Source organism: Streptomyces coeruleofuscus (assembly GCF_039532725.1).
Taxonomy (GTDB): Bacteria; Actinomycetota; Actinomycetes; order Streptomycetales; family Streptomycetaceae; genus Streptomyces; species Streptomyces coeruleofuscus.
The window spans coordinates 1114328-1136819 of record NZ_BAAASE010000001.1 but is presented as its reverse complement, the minus strand read 5'-3'; the positions used below and the strand labels follow the sequence as shown (position 1 = coordinate 1136819).

Here is a 22492-nt window from a genome sequence, read left to right as displayed (position 1 = left end):
GGTCCACGGCTGGGTTTCAGGAGGCCACGACCGTCACCAGCACGCTGGTGGCGGTGCGCGCCACCAGGAACGACTGCCCCTTCACCGCCTTGGTGTCCAGGGCGATGCGGTGGCGGCCCGGTTCCAGGACGCCGTCGAAGATCTCGTGGGTGTGGGTGCGGGAGAGCCGGTCGAGGCGGTACGCGGTGAGGGTGACCCGGCAGGCGGAGGTGACCTCGACGTCGGCCTCGCCGCCGGTGGCGGTCAGGCCGGTGAGGCGGCGCCGCTCCAGCGGGCTGCCGTCCAGGGCGTGTTCGATCTGGGCGACGAGGAGGGGGACGATCGGGGCGAGGCCGTCGACGTACGCGACGGGGACCTCGGCGCGTTCGAAGGCGCGGCGGACGGCGGCACGTTCCCGCTCGCCGGTCCCACGGCCGAAGGCGACGGCGCCGTAGCCGCGCAGTTCGTCGGCGGGCACGTGGTCGGCGTCGTGGGCGATGTCGGCGCCGACGCCGATGGTGCGCAGCGCCGCGGCGAGTTTGGCCAGGACGGCGACCCGGGCGCCGATCAGCAGGACGCGGCGGCGGGTGTCCGGGGCGGAGCCGTTCAGCAGGGCGCTCAGCGCCGCGCGGTACTCGGCACCACGGAAGCGGAACGGGCCGATGCCGTGGTAGCCGTTGAGCTCCAGATCGGCGTGTTCGTCGGTCTGCCAGGCGAAGTCCCGCCAGATGAAGTCCTCGCCGTCCCGGCGGATGACCGCGGTGACGGCGCCGCAGGCCAGGTCCTCGCACTCGGGGCAGCCGTAGACGACGTAGCGGCCGCCGGGCAGCGGTGCCGGGCTCTCCAGGAGCAGGCTGCGGACCTGCGCGGTGAAGATCGAGGGTGGTACGTCGGAGGCGAGCGGGGAGACCGCGTCGAGGTCGGAGAGCCGGAACAGCAGCGGGCGTCCGTCGACGATGAAGTCCACGAAGTCCCGGTGGACCTGGTAACCACCGTCTGTGCGGACTCCGCCGGCCCGCATCGCGGGTGCCAGGCCGAAGGTCGTGTACTCGGCACACATACGGTGAGTATTCCCACACCCCGCGTGATGTGAGCACGGCATGGCACATTCCGCTACGGTCCGGGCATGGTTGGTGAGCGCGGTGACGAGATCGTGGTGGTCGGTGGAGGGGTGGTCGGGCTGACGACCGCGGTCGTTCTCGCCGAGCGAGGGCGGCGGGTACGGGTGTGGACGCGTGACAGCGTCGAGGCGACCACCTCAGCGGTCGCGGGGGCGCTGTGGTGGCCGTACAGGATCGAACCGCTCGCGCTGGCGCGGGTGTGGGCGCTGCGGTCGCTGGGGGTGTACGAGGAACTGGCCGCGGGGTCCGAGGCGTGCGGCGTACGCCTGGTCGACGGGGTACTGGGCGAGACGCGTCTCGACGAGGTCGACGGGTGGCTGACGGAGCGGATGCCGGAGCTGCGGGCGACCACGGCCGGGGAGTACGCGGGGTCGGGGATCCGGGCGCGGTTGCCGCTCATCGACATGCCGGCCCATCTGCCGTGGCTGCGGGAGCGGTTGGCGGCGGCGGGCGGTGTGGTCGAGGCTCGTACGGTGTCCGGGCTGGCCGAGGCCGACGCGCCGGTCGTGATCAACTGCACGGGGCTCGCCGCGCGGGAGCTGGTGCCGGATCCGTCCGTCCGGCCCGTGCGCGGGCAGTTGGTCGTCGTGGAGAACCCGGGGATCGACACCTGGCTGGTTTCCACCGACGCGGCCGGCGAGTACGCGTACATGTTCCCGCAGCCGGGCGGGCTCGTCCTCGGCGGTACGGCGGAGGAGGACGCGTGGTCGCTGGAGCCCGACCCCGCGACGGCCGAGGCGATCATCCGCCGCTGCGCGGCGCTGCGGCCGGAGATCGCCCGGGCGCGCGTGCTGGAACACCGGGTGGGACTGCGCCCCACCCGCCCGGCCGTCCGCCTGGAGCGCGACACCCTGCCTGACGGCCGCCTGTTGATCCACAACTACGGCCACGGTGGTGCGGGTGTGACGGTGGCCTGGGGATGCGCGGAGGAGGCGGCCCGGCTGGTCGGCTAGGACCGCCGGACCTGGGCTGCTCGACTCAGACGCCCCCGGCCGAGGGCGGCCGAGGGCGTCGAGGTGAAGCGGCTGGGGCGGTCGGGTCAGTGCTTGCCGATCGGGTCTCCCTCCACGTCCGGGCCGCGGCCCGGGCCGACGCGGAACTCGAACTCGCCGTCGTACTTCTTGTGGCCTTCCATGACGGCCATTTCGACGGCCTCGGATCCCATCTGCTCACGCACGATCACCGGGTCGCGGCGAAGGTCGCGCATCAGGGCGATGCACATGAAGATCATCACGATGACGAACGGCGCCGCCGCGAGGATCGTGAGGTTCTGCAGACCGGTCAGCGCGTCGCCCTGGCCGCTGCCGACCAGGAGCATGATCGCGGCCACCGCACCGGTGACCACACCCCAGAACACCACCACGAACCGGCCCGGTTCGAGCGCGCCCTTCTGCGACAGAGTGCCCATGACGATCGACGCCGCGTCGGCGCCCGAGACGAAGAAGATGCCGACGAGGACCATCACGAGCAGACTCGTGGCGGTCGCGATGGGGAACTGCTGGAGCACGCCGAAGAGCTGCCCCTCCGGGGTGGCCTCCTTGCCGAGCTGCCCCTGCTCCTGCATCTTCATCGCCGAGCCACCGAAGATCGCGAACCAGATCAGGCTGACCGTGCTGGGCACGAGGATGACGCCGCCGACGAACTGGCGGATCGTGCGGCCCCGGCTGATGCGGGCGATGAACATGCCGACGAAGGGCGTCCAGGAGATCCACCACGCCCAGTAGAAGACCGTCCAGCTGCCCAGCCAGTCGGCGACGCCCTCGCCACCGCTCGCCTCGGTCCGGCCGGCCAGCTGGGGCAGGTCGCCGAGGTAGGCGAAGACGGAGGTGGGCAACAGGTCGAGGACGATGATGGTCGGGCCGGCCACGAACACGAACAGGGCGAGCACGAGCGCCAGCACCATGTTGGTGTTGGACAGCCACTGGATGCCCTTCTCCACACCCGAGATCGCGGACGCGACGAAGGCCAGGGTCAGCACCGCGATGATCGTGACGAGCAGCCCGGTGCTCACCTTGTCCATCCACTTCAGCTCCTGCACACCGGAGCCGATCTGGAGCGCGCCGAGGCCAAGGGAGGCGGCGGAGCCGAAGACGGTCGCGATGATCGCGAGGATGTCGATGGCCCGGCCGATGCCGCCGTTGGCGTTCTTCCTGCCGATGAGCGGGGTGAAGACGGCGCTGATGGTCTGGCGGCGCCGCCGGCGGAAGGTGCTGTAGGCGATGGCGAGGCCGACCACCGCGTAGATCGCCCACGGGTGGAGCGTCCAGTGGAACAGGGTGGTGGCCATGGCCGTCTCCATGCGGTCGCCGGAGTCGGCCGGGTTCGTGCCCGGCGGGGGCGTGCCGTAGTGCGACAGCGGCTCGCTCACGCCGTAGAACATCAGGCCGATGCCCATGCCGGCGCTGAACATCATCGCGACCCAGGACACCGTGCGGAACTCGGGTTCTTCGCCCTCCGTACCGAGATGGATACGGCCGTAGCGGCTGATCGCGAGCCACAAGGCGAACACGACGAAGCCGGACGCCGCGAGCATGAACGCCCAGCCGCCGTTGTGCATCAGCCCGCTGAGCATGCTGGTGGAGACGTCTTCGAGCGAGTCGGTGGCCGCGGCTCCCCAGACCACGAAGGCGAGGGTGAGCACGGCCGTGACCCCGAAGACAATTCGGTCGGTTCTAGGACGTTCCTGACCAGGGAGCCCCGCTTCCGAACCCGGAAGCGCGGGCCCCTCTTGGTGATCGCTCTCACTTGGTCGGTCGTGCGTCACAGGCGGCACCTTTCATCGGAGCGTAGGAGGAACGTAAGTCCTCCGTACGCCCCTACCACGTGTGGCGCATTTTCACCCCCCTCAACATTGCGTTTCCGGATCGCCTGCCGTCAGGTGGTACGTTCCGCGCTCGTCGAGCAGCAGCGGCACGAGCGCCCGCAGGGGCTGGCGCAGGGGTACGAGCACGCCCTCCGCGTCCCGGCGTACGCGCACACCGTGCAGCGCGAGTTCGTCTCCCACCTCGGCGTACTGCGCGGCCGTGAGCCGGTAGCCGCAGGGCGGGTTCTGGATCACCTCGGCCGGTTCGGGCGTGTCGTTGTCGGCGCCCCCGACGTAGACGGGGCCGGCGGTGACGTATCCCGCGAGCCGGGCCCTGCCCGTCGCTGCCTCGACCGCGCCGCGGCGCTGGTCGGCGTATCCGAACAGGCCGTCCAGGGCATCCAGTTGAGAGGTGACCCGGCGGCGGCTGTTCAGCGCGTCGTCCGCCTTCTCGGCATCGGTGAGCGGGTCGACGCGGCTCTCGATGAGCAGACCGATCCCGTGTTTGACGCCGGACATATTGCGCAATATGCGCTCCTGGCCGTCTCCGGCAACCTGCTTGACCGGCTCGCCGGTCTCGGGATCGGTCCAGATGCCGTAGGTGCCGGTCGAGTGGCCGGCCCGCCGCGCCGCGGGGCGGACGTACTTCTCTGAGAGGGTCTTCGCCTCGTCGTGGACCGCCTCATGGGTGTTGAGGTTGCGCGGCCACAGGTCGAAGAGGTCCTTGTCGTAGTACGGGGGTGTGGCGCCGTACTCGTGCAGGTCGTAGACGAGGTCGGGACGCTGGTCGCGGATGAGCTTCGCCAGCGCACGGCCTTCGGCGGTCCGGAGTGCCAGGTGGTCGCGGTTGATGTCCACGCCGTCGCTGTTGCCCCGGGTGTCGGCGGCCCGGCCGTCGGGGTTGGCGGTGGGCACGACGAGGACCGTGGTGCGGTCCAGGAAGCGCCGGGTGCGGCTGTCGCGGGCGTACGCGAGGTCGCGGACGGTGGTCAGGCAGGCTTCGCGGCCTGCGGGTTCGTCGCCGTGCTGGCTGCACACGAGCAGCACCTTGCTGGGTGTCGGGCGGGTGCCGATCCGGACAAGCTGGAGCGGGCGGCCCTGCTTCGTCGTCCCGAAGCGGGTCAGGGAGACGCGGCCGCTCGACCGGTCCACGGCGTTGAGGAAGTCCTGCTCCTCGGGCTGGGTGGTCCAGCGGGCGCCGTTCGTCTGCTCGAAGCCGGTGCGGGGCGGGGAATCGGTGGTGGCCTCGGCCGGGACGGCGGCCAGGGACGCCGCGACGGCCGCGGCGGTCAGGGTGAGGGCGCGCACGCGCGTCGCGGTCCTGCCTGCCGCCCTGCGGGCCACGGGCCCGGCCGCGGTGTCGCGGGGCGCGCTCCTGACTGCGGTGTCGCGGGTCACTGGCTTCCCTCCGGGACGCGGTGAGCGGTGCGCGGATCCCGTACGCCGTCCAGCGGGGTGGCGTCGGGTGTGGCGGACGCGGCTCCGGTGGTGGCGCGGGCGAAGGCGACGGCTCCGCCGACGAACGGCACGCGGGCCGAGGTGCGGGACAGGTCGACGGTGAGCTCGGGCCTGTCGGCGGCGGGAGGGTCGACGAGGCCCTTGTCGGTGCCCGCGACGATCAGTGCCAGGCGGTGGCCCTTGGGGACGACGTGGTCGGTCGCCGCCAGGTCGAGGGTGATCGTGTACCGCTTGCCCGGGGTGAGCGGGGCGCCCGTCAGGTCGGAGGCGTGGTTGCCTAGGTCGGCCCAGCCGCGGCTGACGATCGTGTAGTCGACGTCGGCGGTCTTCGCCTTCGTCTCCTTGAAGCACGAGCTGTCGCCCGCGGTGCTCGCGCCCCAGCAGGTGCGGTCGGTGAGGGTGGTGATGCCTTCGCCCGCGTCGGCGTAGTCGCGGATGGTGGCGGGGCCGATGTCCACGAGGACGGCGGAGAGGTGGGCCGTCGGGGTGGAGGGCGTCGCGGTGACGGTGACCTCGGAGGAGCCGGACAGGCGCAGGTCACGGGTGAGCGGCCTGGTGACGAAACCGGCCTTCTCCGGTGTCCGCTTGTCGATCTGTGCGGCCCAGTCGGTCTCGCTCAGCTTCGGGTCGTCGGTGAAGGTCGCGGTGCCGTGGCCGCGCTGCAGGCCGAGGGTGCCGACGCTTGCCTGGGCGCCTCGGTCGGGGCGCAGGGTGGCGGGCCGGGTGCCGTTCGGCGGCCAGGTCTTCGAGGTGGTCCACTGATCCGGCGCGCGTTCGATGTCGGCCATGGGCTCGCGGTCGATGCCGTTGTCGTAGCCCTTGAGTTCGTGGTCGAACCAGCGGTGGAGCGTCTCGACCCAGGTGGCGCGGCGGAAGTCGAAGGGGTCGACGTGGCCGGTCCGGGAGAGCCAGATCTTGCGCTCGACGCCGTTCTTCGCGAGGGCGTCCCACCACTGGCCGACGTGCTTCATCCGCACGTTGAGGTCCTGCATGCCGTGCACGAGGAAGACGCTGGCCTTGACCTTCCGCGCGGCCCTGACGTAGTCGCGCTCGGTCCACAGCGGGGTCCAGTCGCCGGTGCGCGGGGCCCCGTCGACGAGCTTCTTCTGCACGGCGGCGCACTTGCTGCGGGCGTCGGGGCTGTTGACGTAGTCGGACAGCCATTCGGGGCCGGAGTCGTAGAGCGGGGCGCCCTGCTGGAAGTAGTAGTCGTACCAGGAGGAGATGGCGCTGATCGGGACGATGGTCTTCAGGCCCTCGACGCCGGTCGCGGCGACGCCGTTGGCGATGGTGCCGTCCCAGCTCTTGCCGATCATGCCGGTCTTGCCGTTGGTCCAGGCCGCTTTGGCGCGGGTGGTGCCGGTGCGGGTCGTGTAGGCCTTGGCACGGCCGTTGAGCCAGTCGACGACGGCCTTCGCGGACTGGATGTCGGAGCGGCCGCCGACGTCGACGCATCCGTCGGAGCGATTGGTTCCGGCCAGGTCGACGCCGACGAAGGCGTAGCCGCGGGGCACGAAGTAGTTGTCGTAGTACAGCGGCATCTGGTTGACGTCGCCGTTCGCGTCGTACGTCTTCTTCTGGCTCTCGTTGCCGCGCCCGCAGCACGAGTAGTACGGGCTGGCGTCCATGATGACGGGGACCTTGCGGCCCTGTCGGGCGGGTTCGCGGGGGCGGACGATGTCCACGGCGACCCGGTCGGCCTTGCCGTCGCGGTCGCCGTCGAGTCCGGTGTCCACCCAGACGGCCTCGCGGATGGCGTTGTCGTACGAGTGGACGGGTCGGCTCTCGCGCGGGGCGGCGTCCGCCGCGGCCGGGGTGAGCAGCGTGGCCACCAGGGCGGCCGTGGCCGCCGTCGCGAGCGGTCTCCAGGTCGTGAAGCGCGTGCGTTTCGGCATGCGGCGGACGCTACATCGGTGAACTCCCGTTCAGAAGAGGGCACCTGACGGACCGGCGTGTCCGGGATGGACCACTGGGGCCGGTGTCCCATGTCGGCCGAATGGCGATCGTGTGACAGCAGGGGCCATGGACATGATCAGTGAGACCGGGAGTCAATAGGCTCCGGACAGCCCTCGGGACCCTACGACTTGGAGTTTTGCGTGCACCGCAGCATCATCGCGCCGGGAGCCCTGGCCGCGGCCGTTCTCCTGCTGGCGATCCCGGCATCGGCCGCGCCCCGCTCCCCCGGCGCGCCGGGTATCGGTGACCCCTACTACCCGGCCTACGGCAACGGCGGATACGACGTCTCCCACTACGACCTGAGGCTGAAGTACCAGCCGGCCACGGACGAGCTCGAGGGCACGGCCACCCTCGTGGCCCGCACCACGCAGGACCTGTCCAGCTTCAACCTGGACTTCCTGCTGGACGTCGGCGAGGTGCGCGTCAACGGCGCGAAGGCGTCGTTCCGGACATCGGGCGAGCACGAGCTGGAGATCACGCCGAAGACCCCGCTGGCCAAGGGCACGCCCGTCACGGTCGTCGTGCGCTACCGCGGCGTGCCGTCGTCGAAGAAGGCCTACGGCTTCACGAGCTGGCACCGCACCCCGGACGGAGGCGTCGCGGCGAACGAGCCCGAGGCGGCGGCGTGGTGGTTCCCGAGCAACGACCACCCGCTCGACAAGGCCACCTACGACGTGTCCGTGCTGGTCCCGGACGGCACGCAGGCCATCTCCAACGGCACGCTCCAGTCGACGAGTTCGCGTCTCGGCTGGACCCGCTGGAACTGGCGCTCCGACAAGCCGCAGGCCACGTACCTCGCCACGCTCGCGGTCGGGAAGTTCGACATCACGACCGGCACGACCGAGAGCGGCATCCCGGTCCTCAACGCCTACAGCAAGGACCTGGGGAGCCACGCCGGCGCGGCGCGGGCGAGCCTCGAACGGACCGGGGAGATCGCCGACTGGCTGACGGGCTACTTCGGGCCGTACCCCTACAACGCGCTCGGCGGATACGTGCCGAACACCACCACCGGGTACGCGCTGGAGACCCAGACCCGGCCGTACTACAGCCCGCGGCAGTTCGCCAACGGGTCGAACGTCTCCCTCGTCGTCCACGAGCTGGCGCACCAGTGGTACGGCGACGACGTGTCGCTCAAGCGCTGGAAGGACATCTGGATCAACGAGGGCTTCGCGCGCTACGCGCAGTGGCTGTGGTCCGAGCACGAGGGCGAGGGCACGGCACAGGAACTCGCCGACCACGTGTACGCCTCGCATCCCGCCGACGACCCGTTCTGGACGGTGAAGCCCGGGGACCCGGGCCCGGAGAACCAGTTCGACATCGCGGTGTACGACCGGGGCGCGCTGGCCGTCCAGGCGCTGCGCAACGAGATCGGCGACGAGGCGTTCTTCGCGATCCTCAAGGGCTGGCCGCAGAAGTACGCCCACGGCAACGCGTCGGTCGCCGACTTCCAGCGGTACGCCGAGGAGGTGTCCGGCAAGCCCCTGGCCGCCCTGTTCGACACGTGGCTGTTCCAGCCGTCGAAGCCGGGGGCGCCGGCGGCTCGGGCCGCGGCGGTCGCGAAGGGCTCGGGGGCTGTGCCGCAGCCGAGGTCGTGGAAGAAGATCGCGGCGACCAACGGGGTGCACGAGCACGCGGAGCACGGGAACGCCGGGCACGTGCACTGACGCGCCTCGTCCCGGGCGGCGGTCTACGGTGGGCCCATGCGCGTCGGCGTGTGGGCCCGGCCGGCGCGATGGCTGGCTGGTGAAGGAGCCGGACGTGCGGAACGTGGCGATCATCGAGGCACCGTCCGTGCTCGGGCTGCGCCCGACCGGCGTCGAAGACCTGCCGGCAGCACTGCTCCGGGCAGGGCTGGCCGAGGGAATCGGAGCGGTGCCGGCGGGCCGGGTCGAGCCACCCCCGTACGACCCGGAGCGGGATCCGCAGACCGGGGTCCTGAACCCCGCCGGCATCGCCGCGTACTCCACCGCACTGGCCGGCACCGTAGGCGGCGTCCTCGACGACGGCCGCTTCCCGCTGGTGCTGGGCGGCGATTGCAGTGTGCTGCTCGGCAACCTGCTCGCGCTGCGCCGCCGTGGCCGGCACGGGCTGCTGTTCCTCGACGGGCACACCGACTTCTACCAGCCGTCGGCGGAACCGGCCGGTGAGGTGGCCTCCATGGAACTCGCCTTCGCCACCGGGCGCGGCCCGCGCCTGCTGGCCGACTTGGAGGGCCGGGGCCCGCTGGTACGGGACGAGGACGTCGTCGCGCTGGGGTTCCGGGACGCGGAGGAGTCCGCGGCGTACGGGATGCAGCCGCTGCCGTCCGCGCTGCACGCACTGGAGCTGGACACCGTGCGCGCCCTGGGGGCGGGCGAGGCGGCCCGGCGCGCGGTCGGGCTGCTGACCGGCGACGGCGCGGGCGGCGCGTACTGGATCCACCTCGACGTCGATGTCCTGGACGACGCGGTCATGCCCGCCGTCGACTACCGGCTCCCGGACGGGCTGACCTGGCAGGAGCTGGAGACCGTGCTGCGCACGGCCCTGTTCGGCGGCGGTGCCGTCGGCCTCGACGTGGCGATCTTCAACCCCCGTCTGGATCCCGACGGGGCGATCGCGCAGCGCCTCAGCGACTGTCTGGTGCGGGCGTTCGCCAGGGACGGCCAGGACTGAGCCCGGGCCGGTCAGTCCCCGTGGTCGTACACCGTCACCCGTATCCCCCGCCGTATCAGCCGCTCCTCGATCAGCGGCTCGACCCGGGACCACTTGCCACCGGCGAGACCACAGCCGATACGGGGCATGTGGACGGTCGCGCCCAGTTCACCGGCCCGCTCGGCCAGGGTCTCCAACGCCGTGTCGATCGCCTCGTAGCGGACGGGGACGCCCTTGCTGCCGGTCCTGGTGCCGCGCTGGCCGATCATGTTGGCCACCCACACGTACGGCTCGACCTGGACGAACTGCACCGCGCCGAGCCCGAAGTCGTTCGCCGCGCGGTCTCGGTGCCACGCCCGGTACTCCGCCTCCGGCTCGGGCCAGCGGCGCGATATCGCCAGGACGAAGCCCTTGCCCCAGCCCCCGAGGTCGTTGGAGACATGGGCGATGACCTTGACGCCCTTCACCGACGGAACGGTGGCGTCACCCCGGACATACCTGATCCCCGACATGACGCCACCGTAGGCCCTGCCACTGACAGTGGCTCCGGCCTGCTACTTCGTGAACTGCGACAGCTCCTGGTCGGCCGTCTGCGACACCCGGCGGCGGATGCCGAACCAGCCCGCGACCAGGGCGGCCGCGATCAGCGGGACGAGTAGCAGCGTCTTGCGGCCGACCTCCGGGTCGTTCCACATCATGCCGAGGCAGGCCAGCAGGAAGGCGATCGTGGTGATCTCCGTGACCGGGCTGCCGGGGAGACGGAAGGAGGGGCGTGCGACCAGGCCCTCCTTGGCGCGGCGGACGAAGACCAGGTGGCAGATCATGATGATCACCCAGGTGCTGATGATGCCGAGCGAGGCGACGTTCAGCACGATCTCGAAGGCCTGGGCCGGCACGAGGAAGTTCAGGCCGACGCCGAGCACGCACACCGCGCAGGTCAGCAGGATGCCGCCGTAGGGGACCTGGCTGCGGTTCATGCGGGCGGTGAACTTCGGCGCCGAGCCGGCCATCGCCATGGAGCGCAGGATGCGGCCCGTCGAGTACAGGCCCGAGTTCAGCGAGGACATCGCGGCCGTGAGGACCACCAGGTTCATCACGTCGCCGGCGGCCGGGACGCCGATCTTCGACAGGACGGTGACGAAGGGGCTCTGGTCGGCCGAGTAGACCGAGCCGGGGAGCAGCAGGGCCAGCAGGACGACCGAGCCGACGTAGAAGAGACCGACCCGCCACATGATCGAGTTCACCGCGCGCGGGACGACCTTCTCCGGTTCGGCGGTCTCGCCCGCGGCGACACCGACCAGCTCCAGCGCGGCGTACGCGAAGATCACACCCTGCATGACGAGGACGACGGGCATCATGCCGTGCGGGAAGACGCCGCCGTTGTCGGTGATGACGCTCAGGCCGGGCGTCTGGCCGCCCACCTCGTGCTGGGTGGCGAGCAGGAAGATGCCGATGAACATGAAGCCGACGAGCGTCGCGACCTTGATGATCGCGAACCAGAACTCCATGTCGCCGAAGATCTTCACCGAGATCAGGTTCACCGCAAGCACCACCGCGAGGGCGATCAGCGCGAGCACCCACTGCGGGATGTCGGTGAACATGCTCCAGTAGTGCGTGTAGAGCGCGATCGCCGTGATGTCGGCGATGCCGGTGGTCGACCAGTTCAGGAAGTACATCCAGCCGGCGACGTAGGCGCCCTTCTCGCCGAGGAACTCGCGCGCGTACGACACGAAGGAGCCCGAGGAGGGCCGGTAGAGCACGAGCTCCCCGAGGGCCCTGACCACGAAGAAGGCGAAGATGCCGCAGACCAGGTAGGCGATCGCCAGGGCCGGGCCCGCGTTGTGGAGGCGACCGCCGGCGCCGAGGAAGAGGCCGGTGCCGATGGCCCCGCCGATGGCGATCATGTTGACGTGGCGGGCCTTGAGGTCCTTGCTGTAGCCGGCGTCGCCCGCGTCCGCGGGCACCTGGGCCGCATCGGTACGCGGCGTGGCCGCAGCCGTGTTCACGGCGTCCTTGCTCACGGGTGGTTCCACTCTCTGGTGCGCCCGGACGTCGTGGGCCCGGGGTCCGTACAGTGCAGTGGCCCGTACCACCCTTGTGACGCGGCACAGACCAAGCCAGCACCTTCCCACACCGATCCGCTCGCATACGGTGACGGGCGTCACAGAGCGTCACCCCTCACAAGATCCATCAGGGAGCGGCACAGCCGCCACCCGACGTTCACCTCAGAGTCACGAGGGGATGCGGACGAGGTTTCACAGCACTGGTGAGACAGCGATACTGCTGCACATGACGACCGACACCGGGGAACCGACCCTCACGATCGACGAACTGGCCGCCCGGGCCGGTGTCACGGTGCGCACGGTCCGTTTCTACGGCACGAAGGGACTGCTGCCGCCGCCGGTGCTCGGCCCCCGGCGCGTGGGGCACTACGGGCGGGAGCACCTGGCCCGGCTGGCGCTGATCGAGGAGTTGCAGCACCAGGGCATGACGCTGGCCGGCATCGAGCGCTATCTGCGTCAGTTGCCGCCTGACCTGAGCGCCCGCGACCTCGCCGTGCACCGGGCGGTGGTGGCCTCCTGGGCGCCGGACACCGTCGAGACGGTCACGCGGGAGGAGCTGGAGCGCCGGGCCGGGCGGCCGCTCGGCCACGAGGACGTCGAGCGGCTGGTCGCGATGGGCGTGCTGCGGCCGGCGGACGGCGGCTACGAGGCCGATCTCGGTCTGCTCCGGCTGGGCGTCGGGCTGCTGGACGTGCCGCTCTCCCAGGAGGCGATCTTCGCGGCGCGCAAGGTTCTCATCGAACACTCGCGCGCCGCGGCCCGTGAACTCTCCCAGCTCTTCCGCGGTGAGGTGGCGGAGCGTGACGCACGGGACGTGCGGTCCCTGTCGGCGCACATGCAGCCCCTGGTGGTGCAGGCGCTCCTCACCGCTTTCCAGCGGTCGCTGAAGGAAGAGCTGGGCGAGTGGCTCACCGAGCCGTCACGGGAGTCAGGCGCGGGCTGAGTCGCTGAACCGCTCCCCCTTCTCCGCCTTGTCCACGAGCAGCGCGGGCGGCGTGAACCGGTCGCCGTAGCGCTCGGCGAGTTCACGCGCGCGTGCCACGAACCCGGGCAGACCGCCCTCGTAGCCGTTGATGTACTGGAGCACGCCACCCGTCCAGCCCGGGAAGCCGATGCCGAAGATGGAGCCGATGTTGGCGTCGGCGACGGAGGTCAGCACGCCTTCCTCCAGCAGCCGGACGGTGTCCAGCGCCTCGGAGAAGAGCATGCGCTCCCGCATGTCCTCGAACGGGATCTGATACCCCGGCTCGGTGAAGTGCTCGCGCAGGCCCGGCCAGAGTCCGGTGCGCTTGCCGTCCTCGCCGTAGTCGTAGAACCCGGCGCCGCCGCTGCGGCCCGTGCGGCCGAACTCGTCGACCATGCGGTCGATGACGGCCTCGGCGGGGTGGGGCGTCCACGTGCCGCCCGCCTCCTCGACCGCCCGCCTCGTCTCGGCCCGGATCTTGCGGGGCAGGGTCAGCGTCAGCTCGTCCATCAGGGACAGCACCTTGGCCGGGTAGCCGGCCTGGGCGGCGGCCTGTTCGACCGAGGCGGGCTCCACGCCCTCGCCGACCATGGCGACGCCCTCGTTGATGAAGTGCCCGATGACACGGGAGGTGAAGAAGCCCCGCGAGTCGTTGACGACGATCGGGGTCTTGTTGATCTGCCGGACCAGGTCGAAGGCGCGCGCCAGGGCCTCCTGCCCCGTGCGCTCGCCCTTGATGATCTCGACGAGCGGCATCTTGTCGACCGGCGAGAAGAAGTGCAGTCCGATGAAGTCGGCCTGGCGCTCGACGCCTTCGGCGAGCGCGGTGATGGGCAGCGTCGAGGTGTTGGAGCACAGCAGCGCGTCGGGCGCCACGACGTGCTGGATCTCCTGGAACACCTTGTGCTTGAGGGAGGTGTCCTCGAAGACGGCCTCGATGACGGCGTCGCAGCCCGCCAGGTCCTGCGCCTCTGCGGTGGGGGTGATGCGGGCGAGCAGCGCGTCCGCCTTCTCCCGCGTCGTACGGCCCTTGGCGACGGCCTTCGCGCAGAGCTTCTCGGAGTAGCCCTTGCCCTTGACGGCCGCCTCCAGGGAGACGTCCTTCAGCACGACGTCGATGCCGGCGCGGGCACAGGAGTAGGCGATGCCCGCGCCCATCATCCCGGCGCCGAGGACGGCGGCCTTGCGGACCTGGCGGGGCTCGATGCCCTGGGGGCGGTTGGCGCCGGAGTTGACGGCCTGGAGGTCGAAGAAGAAGGCCTGGATCATGTTCTTCGAGGTCTGGCCCGCGGCCAGTTCCACGAAGTAGCGGGACTCGATGACCTGGGCGGTCTCGAAGTCGACCTGGGAGCCCTCGACGGCCGCGGCGAGGATGTTGCGCGGGGCCGGGTAGGGGGCCCCGTTCGTCTGCTTGCGCAGCGTGGCCGGGAAGGCGGGCAGGTTGGCCGCGAACTTGGGGTTGGCCGGGGTGCCGCCCGGGATCTTGTACCCCGGCTTGTCCCAGGGCTGCTGCGACTCGGGGTTGGCGTCGATGAAGGCGCGGGCCTTGGCCAGCATGTCCTCCTGAGTGGCGGCCACCTCGTCGACGAGGCCGTTCTCCAGGGCGCGGCGCGGGTTGTACTGGGTGCCCTGGAGGAGGACCTTCAGCAGCGCGTCGGCGATGCCGAGCATGCGGACGGTGCGGACGACGCCGCCGCCTCCGGGCAGCAGGCCGAGGGTGACCTCGGGGCAGCCGATCTTGGAGCCGGGCGCGTCGAGGGCGACGCGGTGGTGGCAGGCCAGGGCGATCTCGTAACCGCCGCCCAGGGCGGCGCCGTTGAGGGCGGCGACGACCGGCTTGCCGAGGGTCTCGATGCGGCGCAGGTTCCGCTTGATCGCCATGCCGCCGTCGAACAGCTCCTGGGCCGTCTCGGGCGTGACCCGGATCAGGTCGCGCAGGTCGCCGCCGGCGAAGAAGGTCTTCTTGGCCGAGGTGATGATGACGCCCCGGATGGTGTCCTTCTCGGCTTCCAGGCGGTCGGTGACGGCGGCGAGCGAGTCGCGGAACGCCTGGTTCATGGTGTTCGCCGACTGGTTCGGGTCGTCGATGACCAGGGTGACGAGGCCGGTGCGGTCCTGTTCCCAGCGGATGGTGGTGGATTCAGTGCTCATGTGGAGGTGCTCCGTGTGATCCGTCGGGAGGGGGTCAGATGCGCTCGACGATCGTGGCGACGCCCATGCCGCCGCCGACGCACAGCGTGGCGAGGCCGTAGCGCTTGTCCTGGCGCTCCAGTTCGTCGACGAGCGTGCCGAGGATCATCGCGCCGGTCGCGCCGAGGGGGTGGCCGAGCGCGATGGCGCCGCCGTTGACATTGACCTGGTCCAGGGACAGGCCCATGTCCTTCACGAAGCGCAGCACGACCGCCGCGAACGCCTCGTTGATCTCGACGAGGTCGATGTCGTCGATGGTCAGTCCGGCCTTGGCGAGGGCCTTGCGGGTGGCGGGGGCGGGCCCGGTGAGCATGATGGTGGGCTCGGAGCCGGACACGGCGGCGGAGACGATCCGCGCGCGGGGCGTGAGGCCGTAGCGCTCGCCGACCTCCCTGGAGCCGATCGCGACGAGCGAGGCGCCGTCGACGATGCCGGAGGAGTTGCCCGCGTGGTGGACGTGGTCGATCTTCTCCACCCAGTGGTACTGCTGGAGCGCGACCGCGTCGAAGCCGCCGAGTTCGCCGATGTCCGCGAAGGACGGCTTCAGCTTCGCGAGGGAGTCGGCGGTGGTGCCGGGGCGCATGTGCTCGTCGTGGTCGAGGACGACGAGGCCGCTGCGGTCCTTCACCGGGACGACGGACTTGTCGAAGCGGCCCTCCTTCCAGGCGGTGGCCGCCCGCTCCTGGGAGAGGGCCGCGTACTCGTCGACGTCGCGCCGGGAGAAGCCCTCGATGGTGGCGATCAGGTCGGCGCCGATGCCCTGCGGCACGAAGTTGACCTGGAGGTTGGTCATCGGGTCGTTGAACCAGGCGCCGCCGTCGGAGGCCATCGGCACCCGGGACATGGACTCCACGCCGCCCGCGAGGACGAGGTCCTCCCAGCCGGAACGCACCTTGGCGGCGGCCAGGTTGACGGCCTCCAGACCCGAGGCACAGAAGCGGTTCTCCTGCACGCCCGCGACGGTGTCGGGCAGGCCCGCGGCGATGGCGGCGATCCGGGCGATGTCCGAGCCCTGGTCGCCGACGGGGCCGACGACGCCGAGGACGATGTCGTCGACGGCGGCCGGGTCCAGCTCCGGGAAGCGGGCGCGGATCTCGTGGATGAGTCCGACGACCAGGTCGATGGGCTTGGTGCCGTGCAGGGCGCCGCCTGCCTTGCCGCGCCCGCGCGGGGTGCGGATCGCGTCGTACACATACGCTTCGGTGCTCACGAGGAGGCCTTTCACTGAGGGTTGCGGGACGACGGCAGAAGCCCGGGGACGTCCCAGTCCCGGGCGACGTCGGCCGTGTCGGCGCCCGGCCGGGCCGGGCCGGTGCGGACGGAGGTCGGGGTCGTGGAGAAGCGGGGGGCCGGGGCGGGTTGGGTGATGCCGCCGTGGTCGGTGAAGGTGCCGCGGGCGGCCAGGTGCGGGTGGCGCGGGGCCTCGCGCAGCGACAGCACGGGCGCCACGCACGCGTCGGTGCCGTCGAAGAGGGCCGTCCACTCGTCCCTGGTACGGGTCTTGAAGCGGGCGGCGACCTGTTCACGCAGTTCGCCCCAGCGGGTGACGTCCTTGCGGGCCGCGGCCTGGTCCTCGATGCCGAGGAGAGCGAGGAACTCCTCGTAGAACTGCGGCTCCAGGGCGCCCACGGCCATGTACCGGCCGTCGGCCGTCTCGTACGTCCCGTAGTACGGGCACCCGCCGTCCAGGAGGTTGGCGCCGCGGCGGTCCTGCCAGCCGCCGGCGGCGAGCATGCCGTGGATCATCGTGGCCAGGTGGGAGACGCCGTCGACGATGGCCGCGTCGACGACCTGGCCGGTGCCGGTCGCGCGCGCGTGGTGCAGGGCGGCGAGGACGCCGACGACGAGGTAGAGGGAACCGCCCGCATAGTCGCCGAGCAGGTTGGCCGGGACCGCCGGCGGCTCGTCCGGGCGGCCGATCATGCCGAGGGTGCCGGTGGGGGCGATGTACGCGATGTCGTGCCCGGCGCGGGCGGCGAGCGGGCCGTCCTGGCCCCAGCCGGTCATCCGGCCGTAGACGAGGGCCGGGTTGCGGACGTGGCAGGGATCGGGGCCGACGCCGAGGCGCTCGGCGACGCCGGGGCGGTACCCCTCCACCAGGACGTCGGCGCGGGCGGCGAGGTCGAGCACCCGGTCCGGGCCGTCCGGTGCCTTCAGGTCGACGACCACCGAGCGCTTGTTGCGGTTGGTGACGTCGTACGCCGGGTCGATCGCGAGGCCGGGACCGCCCGGGCGGTCCACGCGCACGACGTCGGCGCCGAGGTCGGCCAGGAGCATGGCGGCGAACGGACCGGGCCCGATGCCGGCCAGCTCGACGACGCGCACGCCGGTGAGCGGGCCGTGTCCGGGCGTCCTTGCCGTGGTCATCCAGCCCCCAGTGCTGTGACACAACTGATGTAACACCAGTGATGCTAAGAACGGGTTCCACTCGGCACAAGCCCTGGGCGAGCAAGCGCTTAGCCCATTCTGGCGAGAGTTCGGCGCCGGCGCGAGGGCACGGGCTCGGCGGCGGGTTTGCGGCATTTCCGGTCAAGTCTCCCGACGCTAGGGTGAGGGGACGACTTTCGTGGCCTCGGAGGTGGACGGGTGACACGGTCACCGACACGGATCGGCGTCACCGGGCACCGTGTGATCCCGGACGCCGTCCTGCCGGCCGTCGCCGCGGGCATCCGCGCGGAACTGGGGGACAACGCCCCGGTCGAGGCGCTGAGCTGCCTCGCCGCCGGTGCCGATCAGCTCTTCGCGCACATCGCCCTGGCGCGCGGCGTGCCGGTGACGGCCGTGGTCCCCGGCATGGACTACGAGGCCCATCTCGGCGGCGACGGGGTGCGGGCCTCGTACCGACGGCTCCTGGAGTTCTGCGCCGAACGCGTGGACCTGCCGTACGAACACACCCACGAGGAGGCGTACTACGCGGCCGGCCGGTACATCGTCGACCACGCCGACCGCATGATCGCCGTCTGGGACGGGGCCCCCGCCCGCGGGCTGGGCGGCACCGGGGACGTCGTGGACTACGCGCGGCGCACCGGGGTTCCGGTGCGGGTGCTGTGGAGCCCCGGGGCGCGGCGTTAGGCCCGGTCCCGCCAGCCGGCCCTCCGTTCAGGTGCCGAACCGGACGAGCCAGTCGGTGTGCTGGGGCGACACCAGCCGTTCCGCTTCCGCGACCGCGTCGGCCCACCGCTCCTCGGTGACGGTGGTGGCCATGGCGACGCGCAGGGTCTCCAGGTCCTGTTCGACGAGGCTGTGGGCGTAGGTCAGCGGGCGGTGCCGGCGGACCTCCTGCCAGGCCACCGCTGCCGCGGCGGCGGCGCTCAGCAGGCCGGTCAGGTCCCAGCGGCCGAACATCCCGAACGCCCTGAGCACGGCGGCCAGCAGGGCGGTGAGAGTCAGCGCGGTCGTCACCCCCGACCAGTACAGGGAGGCGCGGCGCGCCCGTCCGGCGCGGTTGCGGTACCAGGTGAGCTGCTCCAGCACGCGGTCGCGGAGATAGACGTCCCGCCGGACCGTGAACGGCTTGACGCGAACCGCCCGCATGGCCGGGGTGACGAGACCGGCGCCGAACCCGGCGGTGCCCTCCCGCGCGTCCTCCCATCCCACCTTCCGCAGTTCTCTCAGCCGGTCCTCCAGGCGCTCGGCGAACAGCGCGTCCGGGTCCTTGACCTGGGAATGGAAGGGACCGCCGTGCGCCATGTACTGCCAGGCCAGCGACTTGACGACCTCGGCGGCGGCGCGGTGTGCCTGCCAATGCGCGCGGGCCCTGCGGCGGGAGGCGTGGATGCCGATGCCGACCGTCAGCCCGTAGAGCACGGCGGCCAGCACCATCAGGGCACGGCTGTCCAGGCGTTCGGCCAGGGAGGCCGCCGTCGTGGCGGACAGCAGGACGATCAGCTGGGTGCGGACCACACGGAACGACTCGCCCTGATGGGCCAGCGCACGCCGGTCACAGCGCTGGAACAGGGGCGGCAGGTCTTCGTCACTCACCGTGGTGCTCGGGCCGGGCGTCGCCATATGGACCTCGCGCTGACACAGGAGTCGGCCGTGCGGAGCGGACAGGCCATGCTCTCGCCCCGGGCACACGAACACCAGACCGGCCCCGCATGCCTTCACGTCCGGACTTCGGGCCCCCGCGTCAGCCACCGCACCGCGTGGTCGACGGCCGCGCCGAGATCGAGCAGCCGGCAGTCGGCACTGCCGATCCGGCCTCGCCGCACCGCCCCGGTGCCCTCGTACGCCGCTCCCAGCTCGGCGAACGGGCCGGAGTCGAGAGCGACGTCGCGGTACTCGTGCCAGCGCCGACCGTGCGGGGGCGGTGCGGCCACGACACAGGAGTACGTCCGCCGAGGACGGCCCGGGATACGGTACTCGGCCAGGTGGAAGGCGGTGCACGCGGCGTAGCCGACACCGAGCAGGAGCACGCGCGCACCGAGTTTCTCCAGCCGTGCCAGGGGTGAGTCCTCCCCCAGATGGCAGTCGAGGGCGTGGTCCGAGGTGACGTACGCAGCCTGCGCGCCGAGCGCCGCGAAGGAGCTCTGCGGATGGGCACTGCGCAGGGCGCCGGGCCGAAGGCGCACGGCCTCGGGCAGGACACCGACGCCGAAGCTGCGTGTGGTGTGCGGATCGAACGCGGGCATCCGGGCCCGCTCCTGGTCCCAGTTCTCCTCGGGAACCGTGTAGCCGCGGGTGAGATGCCAGCGGGAGGGGTCCGAGTTGTCGGGGGTCTGGGTGTAGGTCACGAGCGTCCCGGCAGGGCCGAGCACCTCCAGCAGGGCGTCCACGACGGTCCGCACACCGCCCGAGACGGGCCCCACGGCATGCAGGGCGGCGTGGACGAGCACGGTGTCGCCGTCCCGCAGCCCCAGCCGGCGCAGATCGGCGACCAGGTCCGCCCGGCCTCGCAGCCTGCCCGGGAGCACGGGCTCGCGCCGTACCGCGGTGCGCAGCTCCCGGACGAACCGCTCGCCCGCGGGCAGGAGTTCGCCGCTCTCCAGCAGCGTTCCGGCGGCGGCGTCGGTGTGGCCGCGCCACGTGTGGTACTCACGCCGGGCCCGCGCCCCACCTGTTCCGGCGGCCAGCTCGGCGCGCCAGAAGTCGGTCACGCCGAGATGGGCGTACGTGCCCTGGAGCAGGGCACCGGCGGGACGCGGATCGGGGCGCCACGGGGCGTGGTAGCGGGCGTCCGTGCGGGGACCGTGCAGCGGCAGCAGGTCCAGCAGGGCGCCCAGCTGGACGTGCAGGAACTCGTGGACGAGGGCCAGCGCGAGCAGCGCCGGGTCTTCCGGGAGAGACGCGGCGACGGCTCCGAAGGCCCTGCGGGCGGCCGAACTCACGACCGTCCCGTCGGGGTCGGGCAGCAGCGGAACCAGGGTGGTCAGGCAGGAGGCGAGGGCTTCCGCATGCCACGGATGCCGGCGGACGAGGATCTCCCAGGCGGCGCGGAGGGTCTCCTCCCAGCGCCGGGTCTGCCCGGCCGTGAGGGGCGGGGCCAGGGCGTGGCCGTGGACGTCGCGGAAGGGACCACGGTCGGCGAGCCGCAACTCCAGGAACTGTCCGTCACATTCGGCACGCAGCCGGTGCCAGGGCTCAGGGCCGGGGTGGGACGTCAGCCGCTCCAGCCGGCGCAGGTCGGCGGGCTCCCCCAGGTCGAGCGCCGTGATGGCCCGGGCCAGCCCCTCGTCCAGGTACGGATGCAGCATGACGCGCCGCCACAGGGCACGGTCGCTCCGGGACAGCTCCACCAGCCCGCGGTAGACGGCCTCCGCCGCCCCCGCCTCCGCGCGCCCGTCCGCCGACCGCAGCAGGGCACGCACCATCAGCATCCGCTTGCTGAGCTGTCCCGCACGCAACAGCCTCACCCCCGCGGCACCACCGCGCGCCCGGGCGAGTGCGGCGAAGACGGCGGGCTCGATGACGTGCCGTCCGAGGCCCGGGGACGCCGAACCGTCCTGCGGGGCGCGGCCCCCGCCGTGTCCCGCCGAGTCCTGCGTCGGCCGGTCACGCGTCACCCCGCTCATCGGGCCGGCTCCCGGTGCCGCAGCGTCAGGTCGGTCACGTCCCGGCGCAGACGGGTGCCGATGTGGTCGATGAGGTGCGCCAGGTCGTCGCAGTAGGCGGAGGGCGCGGAGAAGACGGGATCGGCGGACGGGTCGTAGCGGTGCGCGTAGAGGCCGCCGCCGCAGACGGAGGCGCGGACGCAGGAGCGGCAGACGGGGCCGAGGCCTGCTGCGCCGCGCTGCCGGGCGCGGAAGGCGGGGTGTGCGGCGGCGTCGGCGAACGTGTTCCGGAACACGTGCAGCCCCGTCGCCGGGGCCCCGGGGTAGCTGACCTTGAGGGAGTCCGCCTGCTCGATGGCCCCGTCGGCCTCGACCACGACGAGGTCGACGGGCGTCAGCCCCACCACCTCGCTGCGGGCGGTGCCGCCGAGCAGCAGCACCATGATCTCCTCGAACAGCCGGATGCCGGTCTCCCGGCGAGGGGCGTCGTACCAGCGGTCGAAGACCGCGCGCAGCCACTCGGCGTAGGGGGCGGGTCGTTCGGCCCCGCCCGGCGGCGGAGGTGCCGTCGGCGGCGACGTCCGCCAAAGGACGCCGGGCGGCGGGGTCTGCCAGGTCGCGTGCGGCAGTAACAGGTCGAGCCGGGGAGGGGCGAACTCCAGCAGCGCCTCGTACGTCTCCAGCGGATCGGCACCGGTGTCGATCACGCACAACAGCCCGGCGTAGAGGTGGCGGTGCGCCGGATCCATGAGGAGGTGCAGGGCCCGTGCGGTGGCGGCGTGGCTGCCCCGCCCGTCCGCCCGGCGCCGGTGCCGGTCGTGCCCGGCGGCCGTACCGTCCAGGCTCACCCCGATCCGGACGCCGTACCGGTCGAGCACGGGCAGCAGCCCCGGATCCTCGGCCAGCCGGATGCCGTTGGTCTGCACGGTGAACCGTGGCACGGCGATCCCCTCCAGCGCCTCGGTGAGCGTGCCGAGCAGCGCCTCCAGCCGCTCCGCCCCCACCAGGAGAGGCTCACCGCCGTGCAGCACCACCTGCACCTCGGAGAGTCCGTGCTCCCTGGCGTGCCCGGCGATCAGCCGGGCGGTACGGCGCACGGTCGCCGGTGCCATGCTCCTGGGCCTTTGCCGCCAGCTCTGGTCGGCGGCCTCGTACATGTAGCAGTAGGTGCAGGCCAGGTTGCATCTGCTGTGAACCTTCAGCAGGAACTGCCGGAAGGGGACGGGCTCCTGCCCGTCGTCCGGGGCGGCGGGCAGGGCACGGATGGCGGACATGGGCATCGATCGCTCTGGTGCGGCGGTGAAGGAAAACAGCCATCATAGGGACAGTTGGTGCCG

17 protein-coding genes are annotated in these 22492 nt (G+C 71.8%); 5 read left to right on the top strand and 12 right to left on the bottom strand.

Annotated elements, in window-relative coordinates; genetic code table 11:
• Positions 1-16: 16 nt before the first annotated feature.
• Positions 17-1039 carry an oxidoreductase gene (locus ABFX81_RS04925; RefSeq protein ID WP_086854313.1) on the bottom strand — a complete coding sequence of 341 codons (1023 nt, stop codon included), beginning with the start codon at positions 1037-1039 and terminating at the stop codon, positions 17-19.
• A 66-nt stretch (positions 1040-1105) separates the two neighbouring features.
• Between ABFX81_RS04925 and ABFX81_RS04920 the strand changes: the two genes are divergently transcribed.
• A complete protein-coding gene (locus tag ABFX81_RS04920; RefSeq protein ID WP_086854314.1) occupies positions 1106-2053 on the top strand; it encodes an FAD-dependent oxidoreductase in 948 nt (315 codons plus the stop codon).
• Between the two features lie 86 nt (positions 2054-2139).
• Here the strand turns inward: ABFX81_RS04920 and ABFX81_RS04915 are convergent, their stop codons facing one another.
• From ABFX81_RS04915 to ABFX81_RS04905, 3 genes are all read right to left on the bottom strand, one after another.
• Positions 2140-3864 (bottom strand): BCCT family transporter, encoded by a 1725-nt coding sequence (locus ABFX81_RS04915; protein WP_086854315.1) that lies wholly within the window; start codon positions 3862-3864, stop codon positions 2140-2142.
• 81 nt (positions 3865-3945) lie between these two features.
• Entirely contained in the window at positions 3946-5247 is a 1302-nt protein-coding gene (locus ABFX81_RS04910; RefSeq protein WP_086854319.1) for a M14 family metallopeptidase, read from the bottom strand.
• A 50-nt stretch (positions 5248-5297) separates the two neighbouring features.
• Positions 5298-7256 carry a Xaa-Pro dipeptidyl-peptidase gene (locus tag ABFX81_RS04905; protein ID WP_086854316.1) on the bottom strand — a complete coding sequence of 653 codons (1959 nt, stop codon included), beginning with the start codon at positions 7254-7256 and terminating at the stop codon, positions 5298-5300.
• 201 nt (positions 7257-7457) lie between these two features.
• On the opposite strand from ABFX81_RS04905, the gene ABFX81_RS04900 reads away from it, so the two are divergent.
• The gene (locus ABFX81_RS04900; RefSeq protein ID WP_346137665.1) at positions 7458-8981 is read left to right on the top strand and encodes a M1 family metallopeptidase; all 1524 of its coding nucleotides are present in this window, start codon (positions 7458-7460) and stop codon (positions 8979-8981) included.
• 94 nt (positions 8982-9075) lie between these two features.
• Positions 9076-9969, top strand: coding sequence for an arginase family protein (locus tag ABFX81_RS04895; RefSeq protein ID WP_086852014.1), 894 nt, complete (start codon positions 9076-9078; stop codon positions 9967-9969).
• 11 nt (positions 9970-9980) lie between these two features.
• On the opposite strand, the gene ABFX81_RS04890 is transcribed toward ABFX81_RS04895, so the two are convergent.
• On the bottom strand, positions 9981-10460 hold the full coding sequence (locus tag ABFX81_RS04890) for a macro domain-containing protein (protein WP_086852016.1): 480 nt from the start codon (positions 10458-10460) through the stop codon (positions 9981-9983).
• A 42-nt stretch (positions 10461-10502) separates the two neighbouring features.
• On the bottom strand, positions 10503-11969 hold the full coding sequence (locus ABFX81_RS04885) for an amino acid permease (RefSeq protein ID WP_086852019.1): 1467 nt from the start codon (positions 11967-11969) through the stop codon (positions 10503-10505).
• 268 nt (positions 11970-12237) lie between these two features.
• On the opposite strand from ABFX81_RS04885, the gene ABFX81_RS04880 reads away from it, so the two are divergent.
• On the top strand, positions 12238-12954 hold the full coding sequence (locus tag ABFX81_RS04880) for a MerR family transcriptional regulator (protein ID WP_346137664.1): 717 nt from the start codon (positions 12238-12240) through the stop codon (positions 12952-12954).
• On the opposite strand, the gene ABFX81_RS04875 is transcribed toward ABFX81_RS04880, so the two are convergent.
• Genes ABFX81_RS04875 through ABFX81_RS04865 form a run of 3 tightly spaced genes read right to left on the bottom strand, consistent with a single transcriptional unit; the run spans position 12940 to position 17532 of the window.
• Positions 12940-15126 (bottom strand): 3-hydroxyacyl-CoA dehydrogenase NAD-binding domain-containing protein, encoded by a 2187-nt coding sequence (locus ABFX81_RS04875; protein WP_346137663.1) that lies wholly within the window; start codon positions 15124-15126, stop codon positions 12940-12942. The genes ABFX81_RS04880 and ABFX81_RS04875 overlap by 15 nt on opposite strands.
• Before the next feature lie 34 nt (positions 15127-15160).
• Positions 15161-16375, bottom strand: a complete 1215-nt coding sequence (locus ABFX81_RS04870) for an acetyl-CoA C-acetyltransferase (protein WP_346137662.1) — start codon at positions 16373-16375, stop codon at positions 15161-15163.
• 11 nt (positions 16376-16386) lie between these two features.
• Entirely contained in the window at positions 16387-17532 is a 1146-nt protein-coding gene (locus ABFX81_RS04865; RefSeq protein ID WP_346137661.1) for a CaiB/BaiF CoA transferase family protein, read from the bottom strand.
• Positions 17533-17751: 219 nt separating this feature from the next.
• On the opposite strand from ABFX81_RS04865, the gene ABFX81_RS04860 reads away from it, so the two are divergent.
• On the top strand, positions 17752-18237 hold the full coding sequence (locus ABFX81_RS04860) for a hypothetical protein (protein ID WP_086855351.1): 486 nt from the start codon (positions 17752-17754) through the stop codon (positions 18235-18237).
• A 27-nt stretch (positions 18238-18264) separates the two neighbouring features.
• Here the strand turns inward: ABFX81_RS04860 and ABFX81_RS04855 are convergent, their stop codons facing one another.
• The 3 genes from ABFX81_RS04855 to ABFX81_RS04845 form a co-directional block, all read right to left on the bottom strand.
• Positions 18265-19173 (bottom strand): DUF4231 domain-containing protein, encoded by a 909-nt coding sequence (locus tag ABFX81_RS04855; protein WP_086855352.1) that lies wholly within the window; start codon positions 19171-19173, stop codon positions 18265-18267.
• 95 nt (positions 19174-19268) lie between these two features.
• Positions 19269-21176 carry an AAC(3) family N-acetyltransferase gene (locus ABFX81_RS04850; RefSeq protein WP_086855353.1) on the bottom strand — a complete coding sequence of 636 codons (1908 nt, stop codon included), beginning with the start codon at positions 21174-21176 and terminating at the stop codon, positions 19269-19271.
• Entirely contained in the window at positions 21173-22435 is a 1263-nt protein-coding gene (locus ABFX81_RS04845) for an FxsB family cyclophane-forming radical SAM/SPASM peptide maturase (protein WP_086855354.1), read from the bottom strand. Before ABFX81_RS04845 ends, ABFX81_RS04850 begins: the two co-directional genes overlap by 4 nt.
• Between the last annotated feature and the right edge of the window lie 57 nt (positions 22436-22492).